The sequence below is a fragment of the Selenomonas sp. oral taxon 136 genome (assembly GCF_001554015.1).
In the GTDB taxonomy this organism is placed as follows: domain Bacteria; phylum Bacillota; class Negativicutes; order Selenomonadales; family Selenomonadaceae; genus Centipeda; species Centipeda felix.
The window spans coordinates 1,906,604-1,925,898 of the sequence record NZ_CP014239.1 but is presented as its reverse complement, the minus strand read 5'-3'; the positions used below and the strand labels follow the sequence as shown (position 1 = coordinate 1,925,898).

The 19,295-nt window shown below is 56.7% G+C and carries 15 protein-coding genes and 2 pseudogenes; 5 read left to right on the top strand and 12 right to left on the bottom strand.

Annotated features, from left to right (window positions below):
- Window positions 1–90: 90 nt before the first annotated feature.
- A pseudogene (locus tag AXE86_RS13395) lies at window positions 91–213 on the top strand (secretion protein HlyD); the annotation flags it as partial.
- Here AXE86_RS13395 and AXE86_RS09225 read toward each other — a convergent pair.
- A complete protein-coding gene (locus AXE86_RS09225) occupies window positions 214–2,001 on the bottom strand; it encodes a M48 family metallopeptidase (RefSeq protein WP_061946982.1) in 1,788 nt (595 codons plus the stop codon). It abuts the pseudogene before it with no gap.
- A gap of 173 nt (window positions 2,002–2,174) precedes the next feature.
- Here AXE86_RS09225 and AXE86_RS09220 point away from each other — a divergent pair, with 173 nt between their 5' ends.
- Window positions 2,175–2,687, top strand: a complete 513-nt coding sequence (locus AXE86_RS09220; protein ID WP_061946447.1) for a nitroreductase family protein — start codon at window positions 2,175–2,177, stop codon at window positions 2,685–2,687.
- A gap of 72 nt (window positions 2,688–2,759) precedes the next feature.
- Here AXE86_RS09220 and eno read toward each other — a convergent pair whose 3' ends face one another.
- The 8 genes from eno to AXE86_RS09180 all read right to left on the bottom strand — a co-directional run bounded on the left by eno (window position 2,760) and on the right by AXE86_RS09180 (window position 11,250).
- Window positions 2,760–4,064, bottom strand: a complete 1,305-nt coding sequence (eno, locus tag AXE86_RS09215) for a phosphopyruvate hydratase (RefSeq protein WP_009754124.1) — start codon at window positions 4,062–4,064, stop codon at window positions 2,760–2,762.
- Between the two features lie 485 nt (window positions 4,065–4,549).
- Window positions 4,550–5,329, bottom strand: coding sequence for a ZIP family metal transporter (locus tag AXE86_RS09210; RefSeq protein ID WP_061946446.1), 780 nt, complete (start codon window positions 5,327–5,329; stop codon window positions 4,550–4,552).
- A gap of 68 nt (window positions 5,330–5,397) precedes the next feature.
- Window positions 5,398–5,709: an immunity protein Tsi6 family protein gene (locus tag AXE86_RS09205; RefSeq protein WP_061946444.1), complete on the bottom strand. Its 312-nt coding sequence runs from the start codon at window positions 5,707–5,709 to the stop codon at window positions 5,398–5,400.
- Between the two features lie 67 nt (window positions 5,710–5,776).
- Complete coding sequence (locus AXE86_RS09200) at window positions 5,777–6,448, bottom strand: response regulator (protein ID WP_039981432.1); 672 nt, start codon at window positions 6,446–6,448, stop codon at window positions 5,777–5,779.
- A 29-nt stretch (window positions 6,449–6,477) separates the two neighbouring features.
- Entirely contained in the window at window positions 6,478–7,764 is a 1,287-nt protein-coding gene (locus AXE86_RS09195; protein ID WP_061946442.1) for a type II secretion system protein GspD, read from the bottom strand.
- 5 nt (window positions 7,765–7,769) lie between these two features.
- A complete protein-coding gene (locus tag AXE86_RS09190) occupies window positions 7,770–8,309 on the bottom strand; it encodes a hypothetical protein (protein WP_061946440.1) in 540 nt (179 codons plus the stop codon).
- A 113-nt stretch (window positions 8,310–8,422) separates the two neighbouring features.
- Window positions 8,423–9,877 carry a glucose-6-phosphate isomerase gene (locus AXE86_RS09185; protein ID WP_061946438.1) on the bottom strand — a complete coding sequence of 485 codons (1,455 nt, stop codon included), beginning with the start codon at window positions 9,875–9,877 and terminating at the stop codon, window positions 8,423–8,425.
- Between the two features lie 17 nt (window positions 9,878–9,894).
- Entirely contained in the window at window positions 9,895–11,250 is a 1,356-nt protein-coding gene (locus tag AXE86_RS09180) for a phosphomannomutase/phosphoglucomutase (protein WP_061946436.1), read from the bottom strand.
- Between the two features lie 250 nt (window positions 11,251–11,500).
- On the opposite strand from AXE86_RS09180, the gene AXE86_RS09175 reads away from it, so the two are divergent.
- Both AXE86_RS09175 and AXE86_RS09170 read left to right on the top strand, forming a co-directional pair.
- On the top strand, window positions 11,501–12,457 hold the full coding sequence (locus AXE86_RS09175) for an AEC family transporter (RefSeq protein WP_061946434.1): 957 nt from the start codon (window positions 11,501–11,503) through the stop codon (window positions 12,455–12,457).
- Window positions 12,458–12,701: 244 nt separating this feature from the next.
- Window positions 12,702–13,655, top strand: coding sequence for an AEC family transporter (locus AXE86_RS09170; protein ID WP_061946432.1), 954 nt, complete (start codon window positions 12,702–12,704; stop codon window positions 13,653–13,655).
- An 84-nt stretch (window positions 13,656–13,739) separates the two neighbouring features.
- On the opposite strand, the gene AXE86_RS09165 is transcribed toward AXE86_RS09170, so the two are convergent.
- Entirely contained in the window at window positions 13,740–15,875 is a 2,136-nt protein-coding gene (locus AXE86_RS09165) for a methyl-accepting chemotaxis protein (protein WP_071884722.1), read from the bottom strand.
- A 481-nt stretch (window positions 15,876–16,356) separates the two neighbouring features.
- Here AXE86_RS09165 and AXE86_RS09160 point away from each other — a divergent pair, with 481 nt between their 5' ends.
- Entirely contained in the window at window positions 16,357–17,868 is a 1,512-nt protein-coding gene (locus tag AXE86_RS09160; RefSeq protein ID WP_061946430.1) for a Na+/H+ antiporter NhaC family protein, read from the top strand.
- Window positions 17,869–17,955: 87 nt separating this feature from the next.
- Here AXE86_RS09160 and AXE86_RS09155 read toward each other — a convergent pair.
- Together AXE86_RS09155 and AXE86_RS09150 are read right to left on the bottom strand one after the other, a co-directional pair.
- A pseudogene (locus AXE86_RS09155) lies at window positions 17,956–18,261 on the bottom strand (SDR family oxidoreductase); the annotation flags it as partial.
- Window positions 18,182–19,108: a sugar-binding domain-containing protein gene (locus AXE86_RS09150; protein WP_232294870.1), complete on the bottom strand. Its 927-nt coding sequence runs from the start codon at window positions 19,106–19,108 to the stop codon at window positions 18,182–18,184. The gene AXE86_RS09150 and the pseudogene AXE86_RS09155, both read right to left, overlap by 80 nt.
- Window positions 19,109–19,295: the final 187 nt, after the last annotated feature.

Below are 19,295 nucleotides of genomic sequence, written 5' to 3'. Positions count from 1 at the left end.
GTCAAATCGGCTGCTGTACGAAGAAATCATACATACAGCAGCCGCTTTTTAGGAAGCACTGATAAAATGAGGTCTGCCAGATTGGCGTAGATTTTTTGTCCGATTGAGGCAGCAAACCGGACGCATAGCAGAGGCTATGTGGAGGATTTGCTAACGAAAAGCGGGCGAAAAAGATGCGTCAAGATGGTTGTGCCGAATTTATCAGTGCTTCCTTTACATTCCGCTCTCCTTTTTCTGCTCCTCCTCTGCTTCCCTCGCCTTCTTCTCTGCCTTTTTGCGTTCCTTGTAGGCACGCGCATCGATTTTTTCCAAATAGCTGTCGGGGATGCGGGCGACCGCCTTCGGTTCGACCGCATAGAGTTTTTTGTAATAGTCCTCTGCCGCATCACCGTTGCCCATCTCATCGTAGATCTCTGCGGCGATCAGATACCCATAGGGGCTCTTTGCATCCACCTCGATCGCCTTCAATGCGTCGGCAAGTGCGCCGTCACGCTCACCGAGCATGCGCCGTACATCCGCGCGGTTGACCCACGTGAGGACGTCCGTCGGAGCATCGGCGACACCGCGGTCGGCGTCGGCGTGGGCGCGGTCAGCGTCGCCCAGCACAGCATAGGCACGTGCACGAATGACATAGCTGAGGGCAGGCTTGTCGTCGTGCGCCGCACCAAAGACACGCGCCATCAGAATGAGGGCACGCGTTCCGTCGCCATAGTCACTGTAGGCGTCGCTGTTCTCGCGTATTTTATCCATCGCCTTCGCATCGGCGCTCTCAACCGCCGCATGCTCCGCCTCACGTTCGGCGGCACGCGCCTGCTCCTCGCTGCGCAGCCTCTCCCGCGCGACGCTCGCCGTCTCCCCGACGTACGCATCCCCAACGAGAGAGATGAGCTGTGCCCCCGCCTTGGCTTTTTCCACCAGGGGCAAGAGTGCCGCATTGATCCGGGCGTCGCCGCGCATCGATACGCCGCCGCCGCGCGTCAGAGCGAGCCCCCAGTCCGCTGCCGTATCATAGTCGTGGAAGGCACGGGCCAATGCGCCTGCAGCGAGATAGGCGTTCTCGGGACTGTTGTCGTAGTCCTCATCCGTCTGCGTCGCCGTGAGGAGCGGCGTGCCGTCGATGCAGACCGTCCGCCGATCCGTCACCGTCACGTGCCCCGCACTGTATGCCGTAAGCATCTCCGCGAGCTTTGCCTCACGCCGCTCTGTCGCAGGATGATCGGAGAAATCGTCCTGCGGGAGGTCCTTGTCCTTTGGGTTCTGGTACTCACGCAGATCCTGGGTCACATACGTCAGATAGTAGCCCATGCGTGCCATCGCCGCCGCTCCGCCGCCGGGGTTGAATCCCGCACTCGTCATGATGTGGAAGCCGCCCTCGTCGGCCTCGTACTCTGTGGGAAGTGTGATATTTTTAGCAATGGAGTAGCCCGCCAGTGCGTTGAGCTTGTTCCAGTCCATCAACCCCGCATCCATGTTGAGAAAACTCAGCCCGTAGTACTGTGCTGCCGCCTTCGCGTAGTTGTGTGCGCTGTGCTGGCGGATGCCGTGCGTCATCTCATGCCCGAGCACCGCCGCGAGCTCATCCTCGCTGCCGTTCAGCCCGCGGATCAGCCCGCGGTTGATGCTCACATAGTCCGTTGGATAGCACGCCGCATTGAAGATGGGGCTGTCGTTCACCGCCCAGACAAAGGGAAGGGAGTTCACGCGGAGCACATAGTCTCCGTCCCGCACGAGCCGCTGCATCACATAATCGACAAGCGCAATATCGCGTGCATTTCGTGCGCGTCCGTTTTCCTCTATATCCTGTCGCTCGCTCTCATGCTGCGCGTGAACATCGTTGCCGAGCGCGAGTACCGCACCGAGTGCCGAGTGGTACGCGCCGAGCACGCCGAGTGCCTGTGCGGCAATTCCCCATGCGTCGATTGCCTCCACACGCGCGGGCGGGAAAAAAATTCCCGTCGTTATGGTAAGCGCGGCAAGTACCGCACATAATTTCTTTCGCATCATCCACCTCATTCTCCATGATATTGTTTGTTATCATAGCACATCTTTCTTAAGGAATCACTGGTAAAATGAACTTCATATCCGTGATTTCCCGTTCTGCGGAAACATATTCCTCTTGCCATATGTGATATACTAATATCAGTAATGAATGAGTAAATGAAGGAGGAAGCATTATGGAATTCAAAGAGCTTATTCGTGATCGTTTCTCCTGCCGCGCGCTTTCAGATCGGGATATTCCGCACGATGTCTTAGGGCGTATCTTCGAAGCAGCACGCCTTGCGCCGACGGCTGTCAACAAACAGCCGTTTAAGGTCTGGGCGATCCAGAGCCCCGCCGCCCGTGCAAAACTCGCGGAGGCAACGAACTATACCTTCGGTGCCGGCGTCTTTCTCGTCGTCGGAGGAAAAGCAAATGAAGCATGGGTGCGCTCCTATGATGAACGCAACTTCGCTGATGTCGACGCCTCCATCGTCGCGACGCACATCATGCTCGCCATCCACAACGAAGGCCTCCGCTCGACATGGGTCGGACACTTCGACGCACCGAAGCTGAAGAAAGCATTCCCCGCAATGGCGGACTATGATCTCATCGCGCTCTTCCCCGTCGGCTACCCGACCGAGAAGGGGCTCCCCTCTCCGCGTCATCCGCAGCGCAAGAGCGCAACAGAGATCGTGGAGGTCCTCTGAGTGACACCGGCGTCCTCGGATAGAAAAATCCCCCGCAGCAGCGGGGGATTTTTCTATCCGAAACGAAAGATATTACTTTGTGAAGTTGAACGCGCGCTTGCCCGGATAGACCGCACTTGCGCCGAGCTGTTCCTCGATGCGCAGAAGCTGGTTGTACTTCGCAACGCGCTCGGAACGGGACGGAGCCCCCGTCTTGATCTGCGCCGTGTTGAGTGCAACAGCGAGATCGGCAATCGTCGTGTCCTCGGTCTCGCCCGAGCGATGCGACGTGACCGCCGTATAGCCCGCCTTATGCGCCATCTTGATTGCCTCAAGCGTCTCGGAAACCGAGCCGATCTGGTTCAGCTTGATGAGGATGGAGTTCGCCGCACCGAGCTCGATACCCTTCTTCAGGCGCTCCGTATTCGTGACGAAGAGATCGTCGCCGACGAGCTGAACCTTGTGCCCGAGTGCCTTTGTCATCGCCTTCCAGCCGTCCCAGTCCTCCTCGTCGAGACCGTCCTCAATCGAGTAGATCGGGAACTGGGCGATGAGCGACTCCCAATGCTTGATGAGATCATCGGATGTGAACTTCTTGCCGGACTTTGGCTGATGATAGAAGCCCTTTCCCTTCTCCTTGTCCTTCCACTCGGAGGAAGCTGCATCCATCGCGAGGACGAAATCCTGTCCGGGCTTGTAGCCGGCGTTCTCAATCGCCTTCAGGATGTGCTCGATCGTGTCCTCATCGGAATCGAGATCCGGCGCAAAGCCGCCCTCGTCGCCGACTGCCGTCGTCTTGCCTTCCTTCTTGAGGAGTGCCTGCAGCGCATGGAACACCTCCGTCGACCAGCGCAGTGCCTCGCGGAACGTCGGTGCGCCTGCCGGCATAATCATGAACTCCTGCGTATCGACGGAGTTCGTCGCATGTGCACCGCCGTTCAGAATGTTCATCATCGGAACGGGCAGGACGTTCGCCTGCAGACCGCCGAAGAAGCGATAGAGCGGAATATCCTCGGACTTTGCCGCCGCATCTGATGCTGCAATCGAAACAGCAAGAATCGCGTTTGCACCAAGTTTCGACTTGTCTTTCGTGCCGTCCACATCGAACATCGCCTGGTCGACGGCATAGATGTCGCTCGCCTCAAGGCCGAGGAGTGCAGGAGCGATCTTCTTGTTGACGTTGTTAACCGCCTTTGAGACGCCCTTGCCGCCGAACTTCGACTTGTCGCCGTCACGCAGCTCCAGTGCCTCGAACTCGCCCGTGGATGCACCCGAGGGAGAAGCACCACGGCCAATCGTGCCGTCCTCGAGAACGACCTCCGCCTCTACTGTCGGATTGCCGCGTGAATCGATGATCTCACGACCGATGACCTGAGCGATTCTTAAATAATCACGCATGAAAATTCCTCCTCATCACCATAACGAAAGGGTGCCCCTTCCGAATACGCCAATTCCCAGGCGCATCCTTCTCTGTGATATTATACGTTCTTTCTTGCCAAAAATCAATGTGGCAACACCTCATGCCGGAACTTCCTTAAAACTTTTTAGGAAAGCACGAAATCACTCAGAAGAACCTTGATACAAGAATAAACAACCCGTATTCGACATTATTAGTGTATATTTTTTTCTATTGTGTGACTTGGGTTACAAAATTTTCAAACAAAATATGATAAAATACGAAGTATCAACGGGGAATACGAAACGTCCTCCCCGACATCTTTCCCCCCCGTTGATCATCCCTCTATGGGAACGTTTCCCTGCGTTCCTATTGTAAGGCAAAATCCTTACATCCCATTTCTCAAGCCGCAGGTATTCCCAACCTGCGAGCATCCCTTTCCAGGAAAAAGAGCCGACCATCCTGTCGGCTCTTTTTCTATGCGTATTTATCCGAGCGCAACATCGAGCATCATCATGAGCGTAAAGCCAACCGCAAACGAGAGTACGCCGATGTTCGAGTGCTCTCCCTCGCTCATCTCCGGGATCAATTCCTCCACCACGACGTAGATCATCGCGCCCGCCGCAAAGGAAAGCGCATAGGGCAGAACGGGCACGATGAGTGCCGTTGCAAGTACTGTCAGCACGCCGCCGATCGGCTCGACCGCCCCCGAGAGGACGCCGCCCGCAAAAGCGCGCCACTTTCCCATCCCCGCTGCACGCAGCGGCATCGAGATGATCGCGCCCTCGGGAAAGTTCTGGATGGCAATGCCGAGCGAGAGCGCGAGCGCGGCACCAAGCGTAATACCCTCGCTGCCGCTCAGCCAGCCCGCGTAGATTGCGCCGACCGCCATTCCCTCGGGGATGTTGTGCAGGGTCACGGCAAGGACAAGCATCGTCGTCCGCGAAAGGCGGCTGTGCGGTCCTTCCGCCTGCTGCGCATTCATATGCAGATGCGGGATAATGTGATCGAGTACGAGGAGAAAGAGCGTCCCCGCCCAGAAACCAACGACGGCAGGAACAAAAGCGAACTGCCCGAGATCGGCAGAGCCCTCCATCGCAGGGATGAGGAGGCTCCAGACCGATGCCGCCACCATGACGCCTGCGGCAAAGCCCGTCAGCCCGCGCTGCACACTGCGGTTAAGCGTATCCTTCAGAAAGAAGACACAGCCGGCACCGAGTGCCGTCCCGAGAAAGGGGATCATGAGTCCCTCAAAAACATCTGACATAGCATCACCTCTTTATGAAAAGTATATCAGATGATTAGGTTGATATCAATGATAATTCTTCTCATTTATTACGGCATCTTATGATAGTCTATGGCCCCGCCATAGCAATCGCAGAGTCTCTGTGCGTATGGATCATGTTCCTCGTCGAAATTTTTTACGGCGATTGTGCCCAAGGAATATCGTTTGTAGAGAACAGATCTGGGAATCACCATGCCGCGGTCAATCACCTGTTCTTTTAGATCCATCAGCTGCGCATAAATCACCTCATACATGGCAACGTCAGGAGACATCCTCCGCAGCTGATCTGTTTCTGCCATCGCCTGTGCCATGATCTCCTGATAATATGCCTTGGTTCTCCGCGCACTGAGTCTGATATACATAGTTCCTTACTCTCCATCGAACAGGCAAAAAAAGGCACGCTGCTCCTGTGCGTGCGTGCCGTTTCCTTTACTCCAACGAAACAATTTTATTCTTCAGTACGTAGACGAGTGCCTGCGTGCGGTCATTCACCTTCAACTTGTGAAAGACGCTGGTGAGATGGTTCTTGACCGTCTTTTCGGAGAGCCCTAGTGCCTTGCCAATGTCCTGATTCGACAGCCCCTTTGCGATGCAGCCGAGCACGTCCATCTCGCGCGGAGTGAGGCGTTCCCCGCGGCTCTCGTCCCAGATTTCCTTCGCCATGCGCCCAACGTCGCCCGAGATCGCAGGCGTGCCAAAGAGACGCTCGGCGAGCTTCGGATAGACGAAGGGATTGCCCTCGTTGACCATGTGGATCGCCTTGATGAGCACATTCGGTTCGACGTCCTTGAGCAGGTAGCCGAGTGCCCCGTTCTTCAGCATTTCGAGCACATAGTTATCGCTGTCGTGGATCGTGAGCGCGATGATCTTCACGCGTGAGCGCGCCTGCTTCAGCTGCTTCGTCACGTCCAGCCCCGTCAGCCCCGGCATATTGATATCGAGCAGGAGGATGTCGGGTTTAAGCATGAGCGTGCGCGCCAGTGCTTCCTGCCCGTCCTCTGCTTCGCCGACGACCTCGAGATCGTCTTCAAAATTCAGTACGCGCTTGATCCCCTGCCGCAAGAGCGCGTGGTCGTCTGCTAAGAGTATTCTGATTGCCACCCTTGATCTCCTCTTTCCGTCGTATTTCATCACTCGTCCAACACATGTGCTGTGAGAAAAATCATCAGTTCCGTCTCATTTCTGCTCGTCCGTACCGTACGGAAGAATGCTCCTAAGAGCGGCAGGTCGCCGAGAAACGGAATCTTCGCGAGCGTACGCGACTCATCGCTGTCAATGAGCCCGCCGATCACCATCGTCTCGCCGTTTTTCAGGCGGACCGTGGTGTCCGCACTCCGCTTTTGGAAACGGTACGCTTTCAGATCGTCAACGAAAACGGGCGTACTGACCTCCGTGTGCACACGCGCGACGATGTTGCCATCTGCCGTGACGCGCGGCGTATAGCGCAGGATGATCCCTGCCTCGCGGTACTCGATGCCGGTCGTCGTGACATTATTCGATGTCGTCACAACCGGCACGGGCACCTCCGCACCGATATTGATCAGTGCTTCACGCCCCTGCACGGTCGTCACGTTCGGACGGGCAAGCATCTTTGCCTTGCCCTCCGAGACGAGTGCGCGGATCGCTGCCGTGTAGTAGAACTCATACGGCATGCCCTCAGGTCCGCGCCCAAAGCGTATGATCCCAGGAGCACTCGCGCCGTCCATCCCCGCATTGCGTCCGCTGACGTGCCAGCTGCCTGACGCATCGCGTGAGACGTCCGGGTACTGCGGCAGAGGCGACCATGACCAGTCGATGCCGAGTTCCTTTGCCGCCCGCTTGGAGACGGCAACAACGCGCGCCTCAAGCGACACCTGACGCGGGGCCGTGTCGAGTGCAGAAACAATCTCACGTACGGCACGAGCCTCCGACTCCGTACCGTAAAAGAGAAGCGTATTCGTCGCCGTATCCACAAGGACGCGCTGCGGCACATTGGAATCCGAGTCCTCATTTTCGCTTGTATCTTTATTACTTTTCGACACAATCGCGCGTTTTCCTTCACCCGTGAGGGATAAATTTGCCGCATGGGCGAGTTCCTCGGGATCGGCATAGCGGACGACATAGGTATGAACGCTCCGCTGTGCATCGCGCACCTCTGTGCCGACGGCCAGCCACACCTCCCCATGCCGTTCCAGGTGGATCCCGCGAGCGGCAGCAATGAGGTGCAGCACCTCCTCCGCCTCTCCTGTGAGATGCGCCGTTACCGTCCCTGTCACACTGTCATCGACGATGAGCGGCAGATTCCCCATGCGCGCCGCCGCGAGGAGGACAGACCGCACATCGCCGCCCGTCACATCAACGGTCACGGATGCAGCAGAAACCGGTGCAGCAAAGAGCAGCAGTCCAAAGAACGCAGTCCTGATGATCCATCGCTTCATCCTATTTACTCCCTCGTAAGCGTAATGACGCCATGCGCCGTGCGCATTGTCGCCGTTCGCTCGGTTAGTGCGTCAAGTGTATACCCGTGCCATGTATCGCCCACAGCAAGTGCTGCGCTGTCCTTCCCTCTAGCAAGGATGGCGATCCTCCGTCCATCTGTCCCCGTCACAATGCCGCGCAGCACGAGCAGCGTATCTGCCTTGGGCTGCGCCTGCGGCGTCATCGGCAGAGCGGCAGGAGTGGGCTGCGACGGCAGCTTTTCCTCGTGCGGCTTTGCCGAGAGCGGCACAGCACCCGTCTCCCCCTCCGCTGCATGCGCCATGGTAAAGGGGTTGTGCAGAGCCCTGCCCTCCGCCGCAGCAGAAAGCCCCTGCACCTCTGTCACGGACACATCAGAACGGCTGACCGTGGGCGGCACAGACACCGGTGGAGGTTCCTCATGGAGCATGGCTCCGAGGGAAAGGAGCAGGAGCAGTCCCGCGCCGACCGCTGCCTGCTGACGCCGATACCGCGCACTGAGATAATCTTTCCAGCGTTCGAGCACGCATACCTCCGATAAGCAAAGAGGGACTGCTGCTGCAGTCCCCCCCAAAAACCATCCACACGCTCAGACGTGCGGTTCCCATACCGCATGCCTAAGCATTTTTTCATCGCCGCTTAGCCCTTTTTCTTCAGCTCCTGCAGCTTCGGTCCCATGATGCGCTTATACGCCTCGACACCCGGCTGATCAAATGCATCGACATCCGCCAGTTCCCCCTCGTAGGCGATGGACATCGCGAGCATATAGAGCAGCTCACCGAGATGATATGGCGTCAGTTCCGGCAGTCCAAACACTGCGCTGTAACGCTTGTTTGAGGCGAGTGCATCTGCATTTGACTGACGTGCAACCTCGAGGGCTTCCCCCATTGTCACACCCGCAATATCGGCGAGCTTCCTGACCTCAGGGAATACGTTCGGAATGACAAGATCATCCGCCCACTTGTCGATGCGAATAAACTGCACGACTTTATTGAGCTTGCCCTGCTGATGCTGCTGCGTCTGCGCGTGCATATCCGTCGTACCGACCGCAACGACAGGGGTACGACCGTAGCAGACTTCCTTGCCCTCCTTGTTGAACTGCTTGCCGAGCGATTCGGCAAGCAGCTGAATGTACCACTCGGAGACGGACTTCAGATAGTCGCCGTACGGCATCATGACCTCGATATCGCGGCCGTGCTTTTCGGATGCGGCAAACTTCAGTGCCGCATTGAGCATCGCGGGATTCTGCCAGAGATCGTCATTCTGACACGCCTTGTCCATATCGCGTGCACCCGCAAGGAAACTCTCAATATCAAAGCCAATGCACGCGGCAAGCGTCAGCCCGACCTCGGTAAAGACAGTGAATCGTCCGCCTACGCCATCCGGCACGGCGAACTGCTTCCACCCCTTCTCAATGGCGAGCTTCTTCAGCAGAGTTGGCTTCTCCTCGTTCGGGTCGGTGACCGCGACCACCTCAACCTCGATATTGTCCGCCTTCATGAACGCATCGTACATCACCATGAAGTTCGACATCGTATCGAGCGTGCCGCCCGACTTCGAGATGACGAGCAGCATGATACGCAGCGGCTGTCCGCCATGCGTTTTCTTGATCTGCGCGACATCCTTCATGTGATTGATAATGTCACCCGTGCGGCGCGGATCGATGTTGTTGCCGCTGAAGTAGATACGCGGATAGTTGCTGCGCTGCTCATTCGAGAGCGAATTCCAGAGCTCGCCGCAGTGCACATCAAACAGTACCTTGTTCCCGAGGTACGAGCCGCCGATGCCAAGGGAGATCACGACATCCGTATTCTCCTGTGCGTGCTTTCCAAGCTCTTTCAGCCGTGCAAGGGATGCAGGAGAGTTGATATTTCCTTCCTTGATGTATGGCGTCTGCGAGAACAGCACCTTCTCCGGCTCCCCATCCTTCGAAAGATGTGCGCGGATAAAGCCCGTCTCGCGCATGATCTTCATTGCGGCATGTGCCTTCTTCAGATCTTCTGCATAGGAGGCAAGATCGGCATCCGTCACTTTCCCCTCGCCGTAGAGGTTGTCATAGTCAAACGTAAACCCTGACTTCAGTACAAGACTCATCCCAAAAGCCCCTTTCTTTATGCGCGGATCTCCGTGAGCAGTTCGTCCGTCTTCTCCTTTAACAGGGCTTTGTCCTGACGCGTCTCCACATTGAGACGAATCACAGGCTCTGTATTCGACATACGCAGATTGAAGCGCCACTTGTCAAACTCGATGGAGAGACCATCCACCTTCGTCACCTTACCGCCCGGACCGTACTTTGCTTCGATGCGATCCATGACCGCCTTGGCGTCGGCAACCTTGCTGTTGATCTCACCCGAAGTCGGATAACGATCCATACGTGCCTGCATGAGCTCCGACAGCGTCTTGCCGCCCGCCGCACTCATCAGCTCCGCGACGAGCAGCCACGGAATCTGTCCGCTGTCGCAGTAGGAGAACTCACGGAAATAATGATGTGCGCTCATCTCGCCGCCATAGATCGCGTTGACCTCGCGCATCTTGTCCTTAATGAAGGCGTGGCCGCTCTTGCACATGACTGCCTTGCCGCCCAGCTGCTCTGCAATCTCAAGCGTATTCCATGTCAGACGCGGATCATAGATGATGCTCGCGCCCTTATTCTTTTTCAGGAACGCCTCGGCGAGGAAGCCGACCATGTAGTATCCCTCGATGAAGCCGCCCTTTTCATCAAAGAGGAAACAGCGGTCAAAGTCGCCGTCCCACGCCACACCAAAGTCTGCGCCTGTCTCGCGCACGACCTTTGCCGTCGCCTCACGGTTCTCCTGCAGGATGGGGTTCGGCACGCCGTTCGGGAAATTGCCGTCTGGCTCGTTGTAGACCTTGACCAGCTCGAAGGGCAGGAACTTCTCCATCGCATTAATGATCGGGCCTGCCGCGCCGTTACCCGTATTGACGACGATCTTATACGGTTTCAGCTTGCTCACATCGACATAGGAGAGGATATGCTTGACATATTCATCCAATATATCCTTCTTCTCGATATGTCCCGCCGAAGGTGCGGGGTCGGGATAGGTGCCGCCGACCGCCATCGCCGCGATATCCTTGAGTCCCGTATCGCTGGAGATGGGGCGCGACTCCGCGCGGACGAACTTCATTCCGTTGTACTGCTTCGGGTTATGGCTCGCTGTAATCATGATGCCGCCGTCGAGTCCCAGATGTGCCGTCGCGAAGTAGATCATCTCCGTGCCGCACTGGCCGATGTCAACGACGCTGCAGCCCGCCTCCGTCAGCCCCTTCGCGAGTGCATCGCGCAGCGAAGGTCCCGACAGTCGTATATCATGCCCAATGGCAACCGACTTCGCCCCAAACAGCGTCGGGAAGCTGCGTCCGACACGATACGCCAGTTCTTCATTCACCTCGTCTGGATAGACGCCACGCACATCGTATGCGCCAAATCCCTTGTCTGTCACTGCCATAAACGTCCCCTCCTCATGGGGTGCCCACGCGCCCCCCGCTCCCCTCTCGGCAGCCACATAAACTGTGCCGAAGAGGCATGAAAAAATCGTATATAGTAGTATTTCGCCGTTTTTTTCGCATTTCCTGTTTACTTCCCAAAATTTTGAGAACGTTTTACAAGAGCAACTAAGTTTACATCAATGACCTCTTGTGCTAGGATAAAAATATCACAGAATGTTATCATTTGCTTCATGAAAGTCTGGTGTCCGCATGGACGAAGTTATGTCACGGCTGATCTTCCTCGTCACCGATCTGATCCTGCCGCTCATCGTCGGCTACGTTCTCTACCAGCGCCGACTGCTCTCCGACGGGATGCTCAACCGCCTCATCCGCATCAATATCGTCGCGTTTTTTACGCTGCTCTCACTCTTCAGTTTCTGGGCTCTGCCGCTGACCAAGGAGGTGCTCGTCCTGCCCTTTTTCTTTGCGTTTATCATCCTCTTTCCGGGATTTATCAGTTGGCGTTTCCTCGGACGGCGGTTCCACAGCTCCATCGACCGCGGTACACATCTCATCTCCGCGCTGCTCTCGAACATCGGCACGCTCGGCGGCATCTGCGCTTATATCATCTACGGAGAGCGCGGCTTTGCCTATGCACAGATCGGCAGCGCCTGTCAGAACCTCGTGCTCGTTCTGCTTACCTTCCCCATCGCCCAGTACTACTATCTCCTGCACAAGAGCCACGGGCGCCGCGCCCGCCTTGACGCACGCGGCTTTCTGGGGCTCCTCATCTCGTGGAATCAGCTCAGCATCCTCGGGATGGCGGCGGGGCTCGCCCTCAATGCGGGCGGTGTCGTGCGCCCGCCCGTCCTCGCAGAGACATTCTCCTACCTCATCCACGTCTCCGCATGGATTGCAATGCTCCCAATCGGCTCACTCATCAACTTCCGACGGGCGCGCCACTTCATCTATCTGACCCTCGACATGATCCTCCTGCGCTTTCTGCTCGTCCCCGCCGCCACCTTTACCGTGGCACGCCTCATCATCAACGACCCCATCATCCAGAACTCCCTCGTTCTCTTCGCGGGCGTGCCCGCCGCGATCAACGCCACCCTCACCGCCCGTCTCTACCATCTGAACGTCGACTACACCATCGCCGTCTTTCTCGTCACCACCGTTCTCTACCTCTGCATTCTCTTCCCCATTACCTTCTTCCTGTTTCGATAAGTGAAATGCACTTTCTGGAGAGAAGGTGCCTGCACAAACACCACCATAACAAGCCATCACACCATGGAAGCACTGATAAATTCAGCACCGCCGTCTTAGTACATCTTTTTCGCCCTGTCTGTGTCGACAAATCCTCCACATAGCCTCTGCTATGCGTCCGGTTTGTCTCCTTGACAGGACAAAAAATCTGTACCAATCCGACGGACTTCATTTTATCAGTGATTCCTAGAAAGAGGTTCTTCCCATGGACAGTTCGGATTTTCGCATCATCTACCTATTTACCGACCTCCTCGCGCCGCTCATCGTCGGTTATCTTCTCTATCGGCGCGGCATGATCTCCGACGACCTCATCCGACGCATCCTGCGCCTGAATGTCATCGTCATCTACACCATCCTTGCCCTCATGAGCTGCTGGACACTCCCGATCTCGTGGGATCTCGCGCTCATCCCCGTCTATGGCATCCTCATCGTTCTCTTTCCGGGGTTCATCGGCTGGGCATTCTTCATCCGCAAATACCACAACCCGCTTGACCGCGGTGCCTTTCTCTGCAACGCCATGATGTCGAACATCACCACCCTCGGCGGAGTCTGTGCCTACATCATCTACGGCGAGCAGGGTTTCGGCTACGCGCAGATTATGGGCATCTTTCAGACGATCCTACTCGTCCTCGCCGTCTTTCCGATGGCGCAGTTCTACTGTCTCCAGCATGAAAATCACGGCGACACGGGCAAGGTCAGCCTACGCGTGCGCGATATCCTCCTCTCGTGGAATCAACTCAGCATCTTCGGCATGGCGGCGGGGCTCCTGCTCAACGCGGCAGGCATTGCGCGTCCGCCCGCTGTGGGCACGGCATTCGAGGGACTGATTCACTTCGGTGCATGGTTCGGTATGCTGCCCGTCGGTGCGCTCATCAACCTGCATCGCACACGTCGCTACGCGCCCTACACCCTCGACCTCTTCATCCTGCGCTTCCTCATTCTGCCCGCCTTTATGTTCGCGATCAGCTATCCCTTCGTCCACGATCCCGTCCTCCTCGGCGCGATCCTCGTCTTCTCCGTCACGCCGGGTGCGATCAACTCTGTCACAGCGGCAAAACTCTATCATCTCAACGTGGACTTTACCATCTCTGGATTTCTCACGACAAGCATCGCCTTCTTCTTTCTCGTCTATCCCGCGCTGTTTCTCCTGCTGCGGTAAGCCCCTACGTATGCAAAATCCCTGCCGCAATCCTGCGGCAGGGATTTTCAATGTCAATATACAGATAGAAGTACAAAATAACGATCAGAGGCGGAAGCGCTCAACCTCATTCTGCAGATCGGTCGCGATCTGGGCAAGGCTCTCGCTCGCCTCGGCGATGTCCGCGAGTGCCTGTGTCTGCGTGTCGACGGCGGCTTCCGATTCATTCGTCGTCGCATCGTTCTCCTTTGCCATATCCATCAGCTTATTGCTGACGGCAGCGATTGCCTTGTTCTTCTCCGTCAGCTTCTCGGAGGATTCGTTCAGCTTCGTGACAACGCTGTTCGCGCCTTCGACCGCCTCGGCAATCATGTCGAAGCGACGCTGCGTACGCTCGAGGTTGACGTTGCTCTCCTCGACCAGCTTCTTCGAGACCTCCATCGTATCGACCGCCTGCTGCGACTTCGTCTTGAGCTCGCCGATGATGCCGTTGATCTCATCCGTAAAGCCGCGCGACTGCTCCGCGAGCTTGCGGATCTCCTCGGCGACGACCGCGAATCCGCGTCCCGCCTCGCCCGCACGCGCCGCCTCGATGGCAGCGTTGAGCGCGAGGAGGTTCGTCTGCTCGGAGATGGACTGAATCATCGCGCTCGCCTCTTCGATGCGCTCCGCACGCTCATTCGTCTCCTCGACCACACGCGAGACCTCCTGTGTGGCATTGGCTGTCTCGGCGGACTTCTTCATGAGGTCGGCGAGGATCTCCGCGCCCTCGGTCTGGCGCTTTTGGATGTTCTCCGTCGCCTCGTTCATCTCATCCATGACCTTGCGGTTGTCATCGAGCAGATGGAGAATCTCGTCTGTATGATTGACCGCGTCCTGCGTGTCCGCAACCTGCACGCGTGCACTCTCGGCGATGTCGTGGATGCCCTTGCGCACCGTCTCCGCCGAGTGCGCCGTGTTCTGCGCTGTCGCCGTCAGCTCCTCACTCGTTGCCGCAACAGACTGGGAGACACCGTTGATCTTGCCGATGATCTCGCGCAGACTGTTCACCATGCGCCCGAGTGAGCGAACCATCGCGCCGATCTCATCGGCACGATCCAGATAGATCGCGGCATGCTTTCCCTTCTCGTGATCCAGATCGAGATCGGAAAAACGCGTCAAAATCCCCGTCACATCCCCAATGGGAACGATCAAGCGCCGCTGAATGAACATGGCGAGGGCGATGACGAGCACCACCGTACAGATCACGGCAAGCACAACGGAGAAAATCACCATCTCGCGCGCTGCGCCGGTAAACTTATCCTGATCCGTGATGGAGAAGATCGACCACTTCGCATCCACCCCTGCAAACCTAACAGGGTGGAAGACATAGACCGAGTCCTTCCCCGTCGTCGTCGAATACTGTGCCTTGCTGTACGGAGACTCCGAATAGATCTCCTTCTTCTCCTCCTCGGTCGACTGCATAATCGTGAACGCATTCTTCATGATCGACTCGGGACTCGTCCCGTGCGCCACGAGATCACCTTCATTGTCGATGAGGAGATAGGTGTTATCAGCCGAACTCGCCTTTGCGAAGTCTTCCTGAATATGACTTACATCAAAATCGAGAGAAAGCGCACCGACGAAATGTCCATCCACGATGATCGGCATGCCAATGGCGACGAGCAGTGCTTTTTTCCCGGCCACTTCGCCATAGTACGCCTCCGAGAGGACCAACTTCGATGTAGACTTCGGCTTCTGATACCACGTCTCCGTCTCATAGCCCGTACAGCCCTCAAACTCTATCGCGTTCCCCTCACGGTTCGCATACGGCATCACACGCCCGGACTCATCCGAAAGCGGATCTCCAACATGCGCCGCATCCTGCCCGTCGAAAGCGTTCGGCTCAAACACAACACCAATTCCCGCGAGATTGTCATTCGAAGCAGCCGCATCGGCAAGCATCTCGTTCAGCGCCTCGCGGCTGCGTGCTGCGGGCGGATGCTGCTGCATGTACGTATAGATGCGCTGGCGCACATCCTCTCCCGACTGTTGGACAGACTCATAGCGGCTGATGACCGCCTTTGAACGCTCGCCCAATTCGTTGTACTGCGCCACCGTCCCCATCCTGAGCAGCTCATCATAAGCTCTGTAGCCAACGAACGAGACAAGGATCGTCACCATCACGACAATCCCGACGAGCGTGATCGCGTTCAGCTGAAAGCCGATCCCCCTTCCCTTCTTTTGCCCTTGTTCCTGCAAAATATTCTCTCCTTTCCCTGCGCTCGGCCGTTTCAATGCAGAACAGCCATCCCCTGCCATAACCGCACGCAAAAGCAACAGTATCCACTGCCATTAACAGTAGCTTTTGTCATGGTCTTCTAAATTCTCTCTAAGACGACTAATTCGCCGCATAAATATATTTTTCCTGCCTTGGCAAAATATATTTTTTATGCATGTGCTCCTGGCACAATAATTTAACGCCGTAATTTTTCATCCGAACCTTTTGCCAAATCCTGATTTTTTGCTATAATGGTAAGCAATTTCGTAAGGGAGTCGCTGATAAAATAAAGTCTGTCAGATTGGCGCAGATTGTTTCATCCGGTTATGGTGGCAAACCAGACGCATAGCCAAAGCTATGCGGGATTTGCTGACAAAATACGGGCAAAAAGATGCGATGAGACGGCGGTGCTGAATTTATCCGTACTTTCTTAAATACTATCTTAGGGAGTGTATCTAACTCATGACAGCAACCGCATGGTCGATTCTGCCGCCAATCATCACCATCGTCCTCGCACTCTGGACAAAAGAAGTCTATATGTCGCTCATCATCGGTATCTTCTCGGGGGCAATGCTCTTTGCAGGAGGGAATTTTCTGCAGGCGACTCTCACGATGTTTCAGGTCATGGCAGACAAGGTGGGCGGCAACGTCAACATTCTTGTCTTTCTCGTCATCCTCGGCATTCTCGTTGCCGCCATCACACGCTCCGGCGCGATGAATGCTTACGGCGAATGGGCGACACGGGCGATTCACGGCAAGCGAAGCGCGTCGCTCGTCACGGTGCTCCTCGGCATCGTCATCTTCATCGATGACTATTTCAACTGCCTCACCGTCGGCACGGTCATGCGCCCCGTTACGGACAAGTTTCAGATTGCGCGGACAAAACTCGCCTACATCATCGATGCTACGGCAGCGCCGATCTGCATCATCGCTCCCGTCTCAAGCTGGGCTGCGGCAGTCGGCTCCTCCCTGCCGGAGGACTCGCCCATCGACGGCTTTATGCTCTTTTTGCAGACGATCCCATTCAACCTATACGCATGGCTGACAATTCTCTTCATGCTCTACATTATATGGACGGGGCGTGACTTCGGAGCGATGCGCAGAAGTGTCGAGAAGTCCAATGTGGAGTTCGAGATTCCGAAGGAGTATCAGGACACGGCGGAGGCATCGGCAAGTGCAGCGAGCGAAGGACGCGGCAAAATGATCGATCTCGTGCTCCCCCTGCTTGTCCTCATCGCCGCCTGCATTTACGGGATGCTGTATACGGGCGGCATTCACGAAGGCAAGAGCGTTGCACAGTCGTTCGCCGACTGCGACTCGTCAAAATCTCTCGTGCTTGGGTCGTTCATCGCCTTCGTCTTTACGGGGCTGCTCTACCTGCCGCGCCGCGTCGTCTCGTTCAACGTGTTCTGCGACAGCTTCGGCTGGGGATTCAAGGCAATGACCCCTGCCATCTTCATCCTCTGCCTTGCATGGACGCTCTCGGGGATCTGCAGCAAGGAGTACCTCAACCTCGGCGGCTTCGTCGGCACGATTGTCACCGCCAATGCGGGCGTTGTCATGTTCCTGCCGCCGCTCTTCTTCCTCGTTGCAGCAGGGCTTGCCTTCGCGACGGGCACGAGCTGGGGCACATTCGGCATCCTCATCCCAATCGCCATCGCCGTCCTCGGACAGACGGCGCCCGACATTCTCGTCGTCTCTGTCGCCGCTATCCTCTCGGGCGCGGTCTGCGGCGACCACGCCTCACCCATCTCCGACACCACCATCCTCGCCTCGGCAGGGGCACAGTGTCACCATCTCGACCACGTATCGACCCAGCTGCCCTACGTTGCCGTCGTCGCTTCCTGCTCCCTCATCGGCTACATCACCGACGGACTGACCGAAAACGGCTATATTGGACTCGCCGTGGGCATCGCAGCCCTCGCCATATTCATGGTCGTGCTCTCCTCACGCGTCACATCGGCAGAGCAGTGAACAAACTACAAACTGTATCGTATACGAAAACGCCGCCAACAGGCTCTATGCTTCGTTGGCGGCGTTTTGTCACATGCTGTTTTCTTGTCAGCCCCGCGTCTTTCCTCCCGCCACATTATATGTGACGCCGTGGATATAGGAGGCGCGGTCGGAGGCGAGATAGGCGACGAGGTCGGCGACCTCAGAGAGCTTGCCGCTGCGCCCAAGCGGCGTGGTCTTGGTGCTCGCATATCCCTTGCGCAGGTCATCGACGGTGATGCCGCGCGTGTAGGCGAGAGCCTCCTCATAGGCCAGAGTACGCAGCCCCGTCGCCTCAAGGATACCGGGCGCAACGGCAACAACGCGCACGCCCAGCTTGCCGAACTCCTTCGCCCACGAACGCGTACTTCTCACGCGATGCCGCCATGCCGATGCAGTACGGCAGGCTGCGGAGGCGCTCAAGCTGCACCGCGATGATGCGGTCATGGAACTCGTTCGTCACGGGGCGGCCGTCCGCATCGTAAAACACGGAACAGATCTCCCCCACAGCACCGCTGCGCAAGAGGCTCTCGATCCCCTCTCGACCAAAACTCCCCATCCAAACCAAGTTGGAGGATTTGACGGGGGCGCCGATGCCGACAATCCCAATATCGAGCTTTTCCCAAAGTTTTGAAATCTGCTCGAAATTGATATCCTGTCGAATCGCCTCTGCGATCTCGCCCGTGCGCGCAATAGCAGGGGCATAGATATAATGACTGCGCCCGCCAAAGGCGTTTGCGAGTTCATAGCAGAGCGTATTCACATGAAGTTCGCTGTCGAGGCTCTCAGGCCCTCCATCAAGCGGAACAAAATCCGCACGCACCGCACGAATTTGCTCCTCGGCCGCGCAGCGCGTCAGCTCGCGGATGCTCGTCCCCCACGCCAGACCGATGGTCTGTCCATCGGCCGCAATTCGGCGCAGCAGGCTGAGCCCCGCCTGTCCCATGCGCTTCTTGACCTGCTCGAGGTCAATGCTGTGTGCGACGACGCACGCCTCACGCAGGCCGAAGCGGCGCTCCAAGGCACTCTCGAGTTCCTCGTTGCTGTCCATCTCAACGGTGATGCGAACGATCCCCGACACAAGCGCACGCCGCAGGTACTTGCTAACCGTCGTGCGGTCAACGCCAAGCCGCTGTGCAATCTCGCTCTGCTTCAAGCTTTCTGTATAGTATAGATTTGCCGCCTTGATAAGGATCCGTTTATCAACGGCCTGCATCATCATCCCCCTTTCCTATCAGTTTTCACATATGTGACGAACCGGCTCATATGTTGCTGTTATAGATAGAATATAGCGTGTTTTATTCTTTATCGCAAGAAAAAAAGACCGTGATTTGAAATAATCACAGTCTTTTCCCGATGATTGATCAAACATCGTCACATAAGTGACATCACTATATCAAAAGTGACAA

What these genes read in the sequence shown, in the direction of transcription:
- AXE86_RS09225 (WP_061946982.1), bottom strand. Translation starts at nt 2,001, where the DNA reads ATGCGAAAGAAATTATGTGCGGTACTTGCCGCGCTTACCATAACGACG.
- AXE86_RS09220 (WP_061946447.1), top strand. Translation starts at nt 2,175, where the DNA reads ATGGAATTCAAAGAGCTTATTCGTGATCGTTTCTCCTGCCGCGCGCTT.
- eno (WP_009754124.1), bottom strand. Translation starts at nt 4,064, where the DNA reads ATGCGTGATTATTTAAGAATCGCTCAGGTCATCGGTCGTGAGATCATC.
- AXE86_RS09210 (WP_061946446.1), bottom strand. Translation starts at nt 5,329, where the DNA reads ATGTCAGATGTTTTTGAGGGACTCATGATCCCCTTTCTCGGGACGGCA.
- AXE86_RS09205 (WP_061946444.1), bottom strand. Translation starts at nt 5,709, where the DNA reads ATGTATATCAGACTCAGTGCGCGGAGAACCAAGGCATATTATCAGGAG.
- AXE86_RS09195 (WP_061946442.1), bottom strand. Translation starts at nt 7,764, where the DNA reads ATGAAGCGATGGATCATCAGGACTGCGTTCTTTGGACTGCTGCTCTTT.
- AXE86_RS09185 (WP_061946438.1), bottom strand. Translation starts at nt 9,877, where the DNA reads ATGAGTCTTGTACTGAAGTCAGGGTTTACGTTTGACTATGACAACCTC.
- AXE86_RS09180 (WP_061946436.1), bottom strand. Translation starts at nt 11,250, where the DNA reads ATGGCAGTGACAGACAAGGGATTTGGCGCATACGATGTGCGTGGCGTC.
- AXE86_RS09175 (WP_061946434.1), top strand. Translation starts at nt 11,501, where the DNA reads ATGGACGAAGTTATGTCACGGCTGATCTTCCTCGTCACCGATCTGATC.
- AXE86_RS09170 (WP_061946432.1), top strand. Translation starts at nt 12,702, where the DNA reads ATGGACAGTTCGGATTTTCGCATCATCTACCTATTTACCGACCTCCTC.
- AXE86_RS09160 (WP_061946430.1), top strand. Translation starts at nt 16,357, where the DNA reads ATGACAGCAACCGCATGGTCGATTCTGCCGCCAATCATCACCATCGTC.
- AXE86_RS09150 (WP_232294870.1), bottom strand. Translation starts at nt 19,108, where the DNA reads ATGATGATGCAGGCCGTTGATAAACGGATCCTTATCAAGGCGGCAAAT.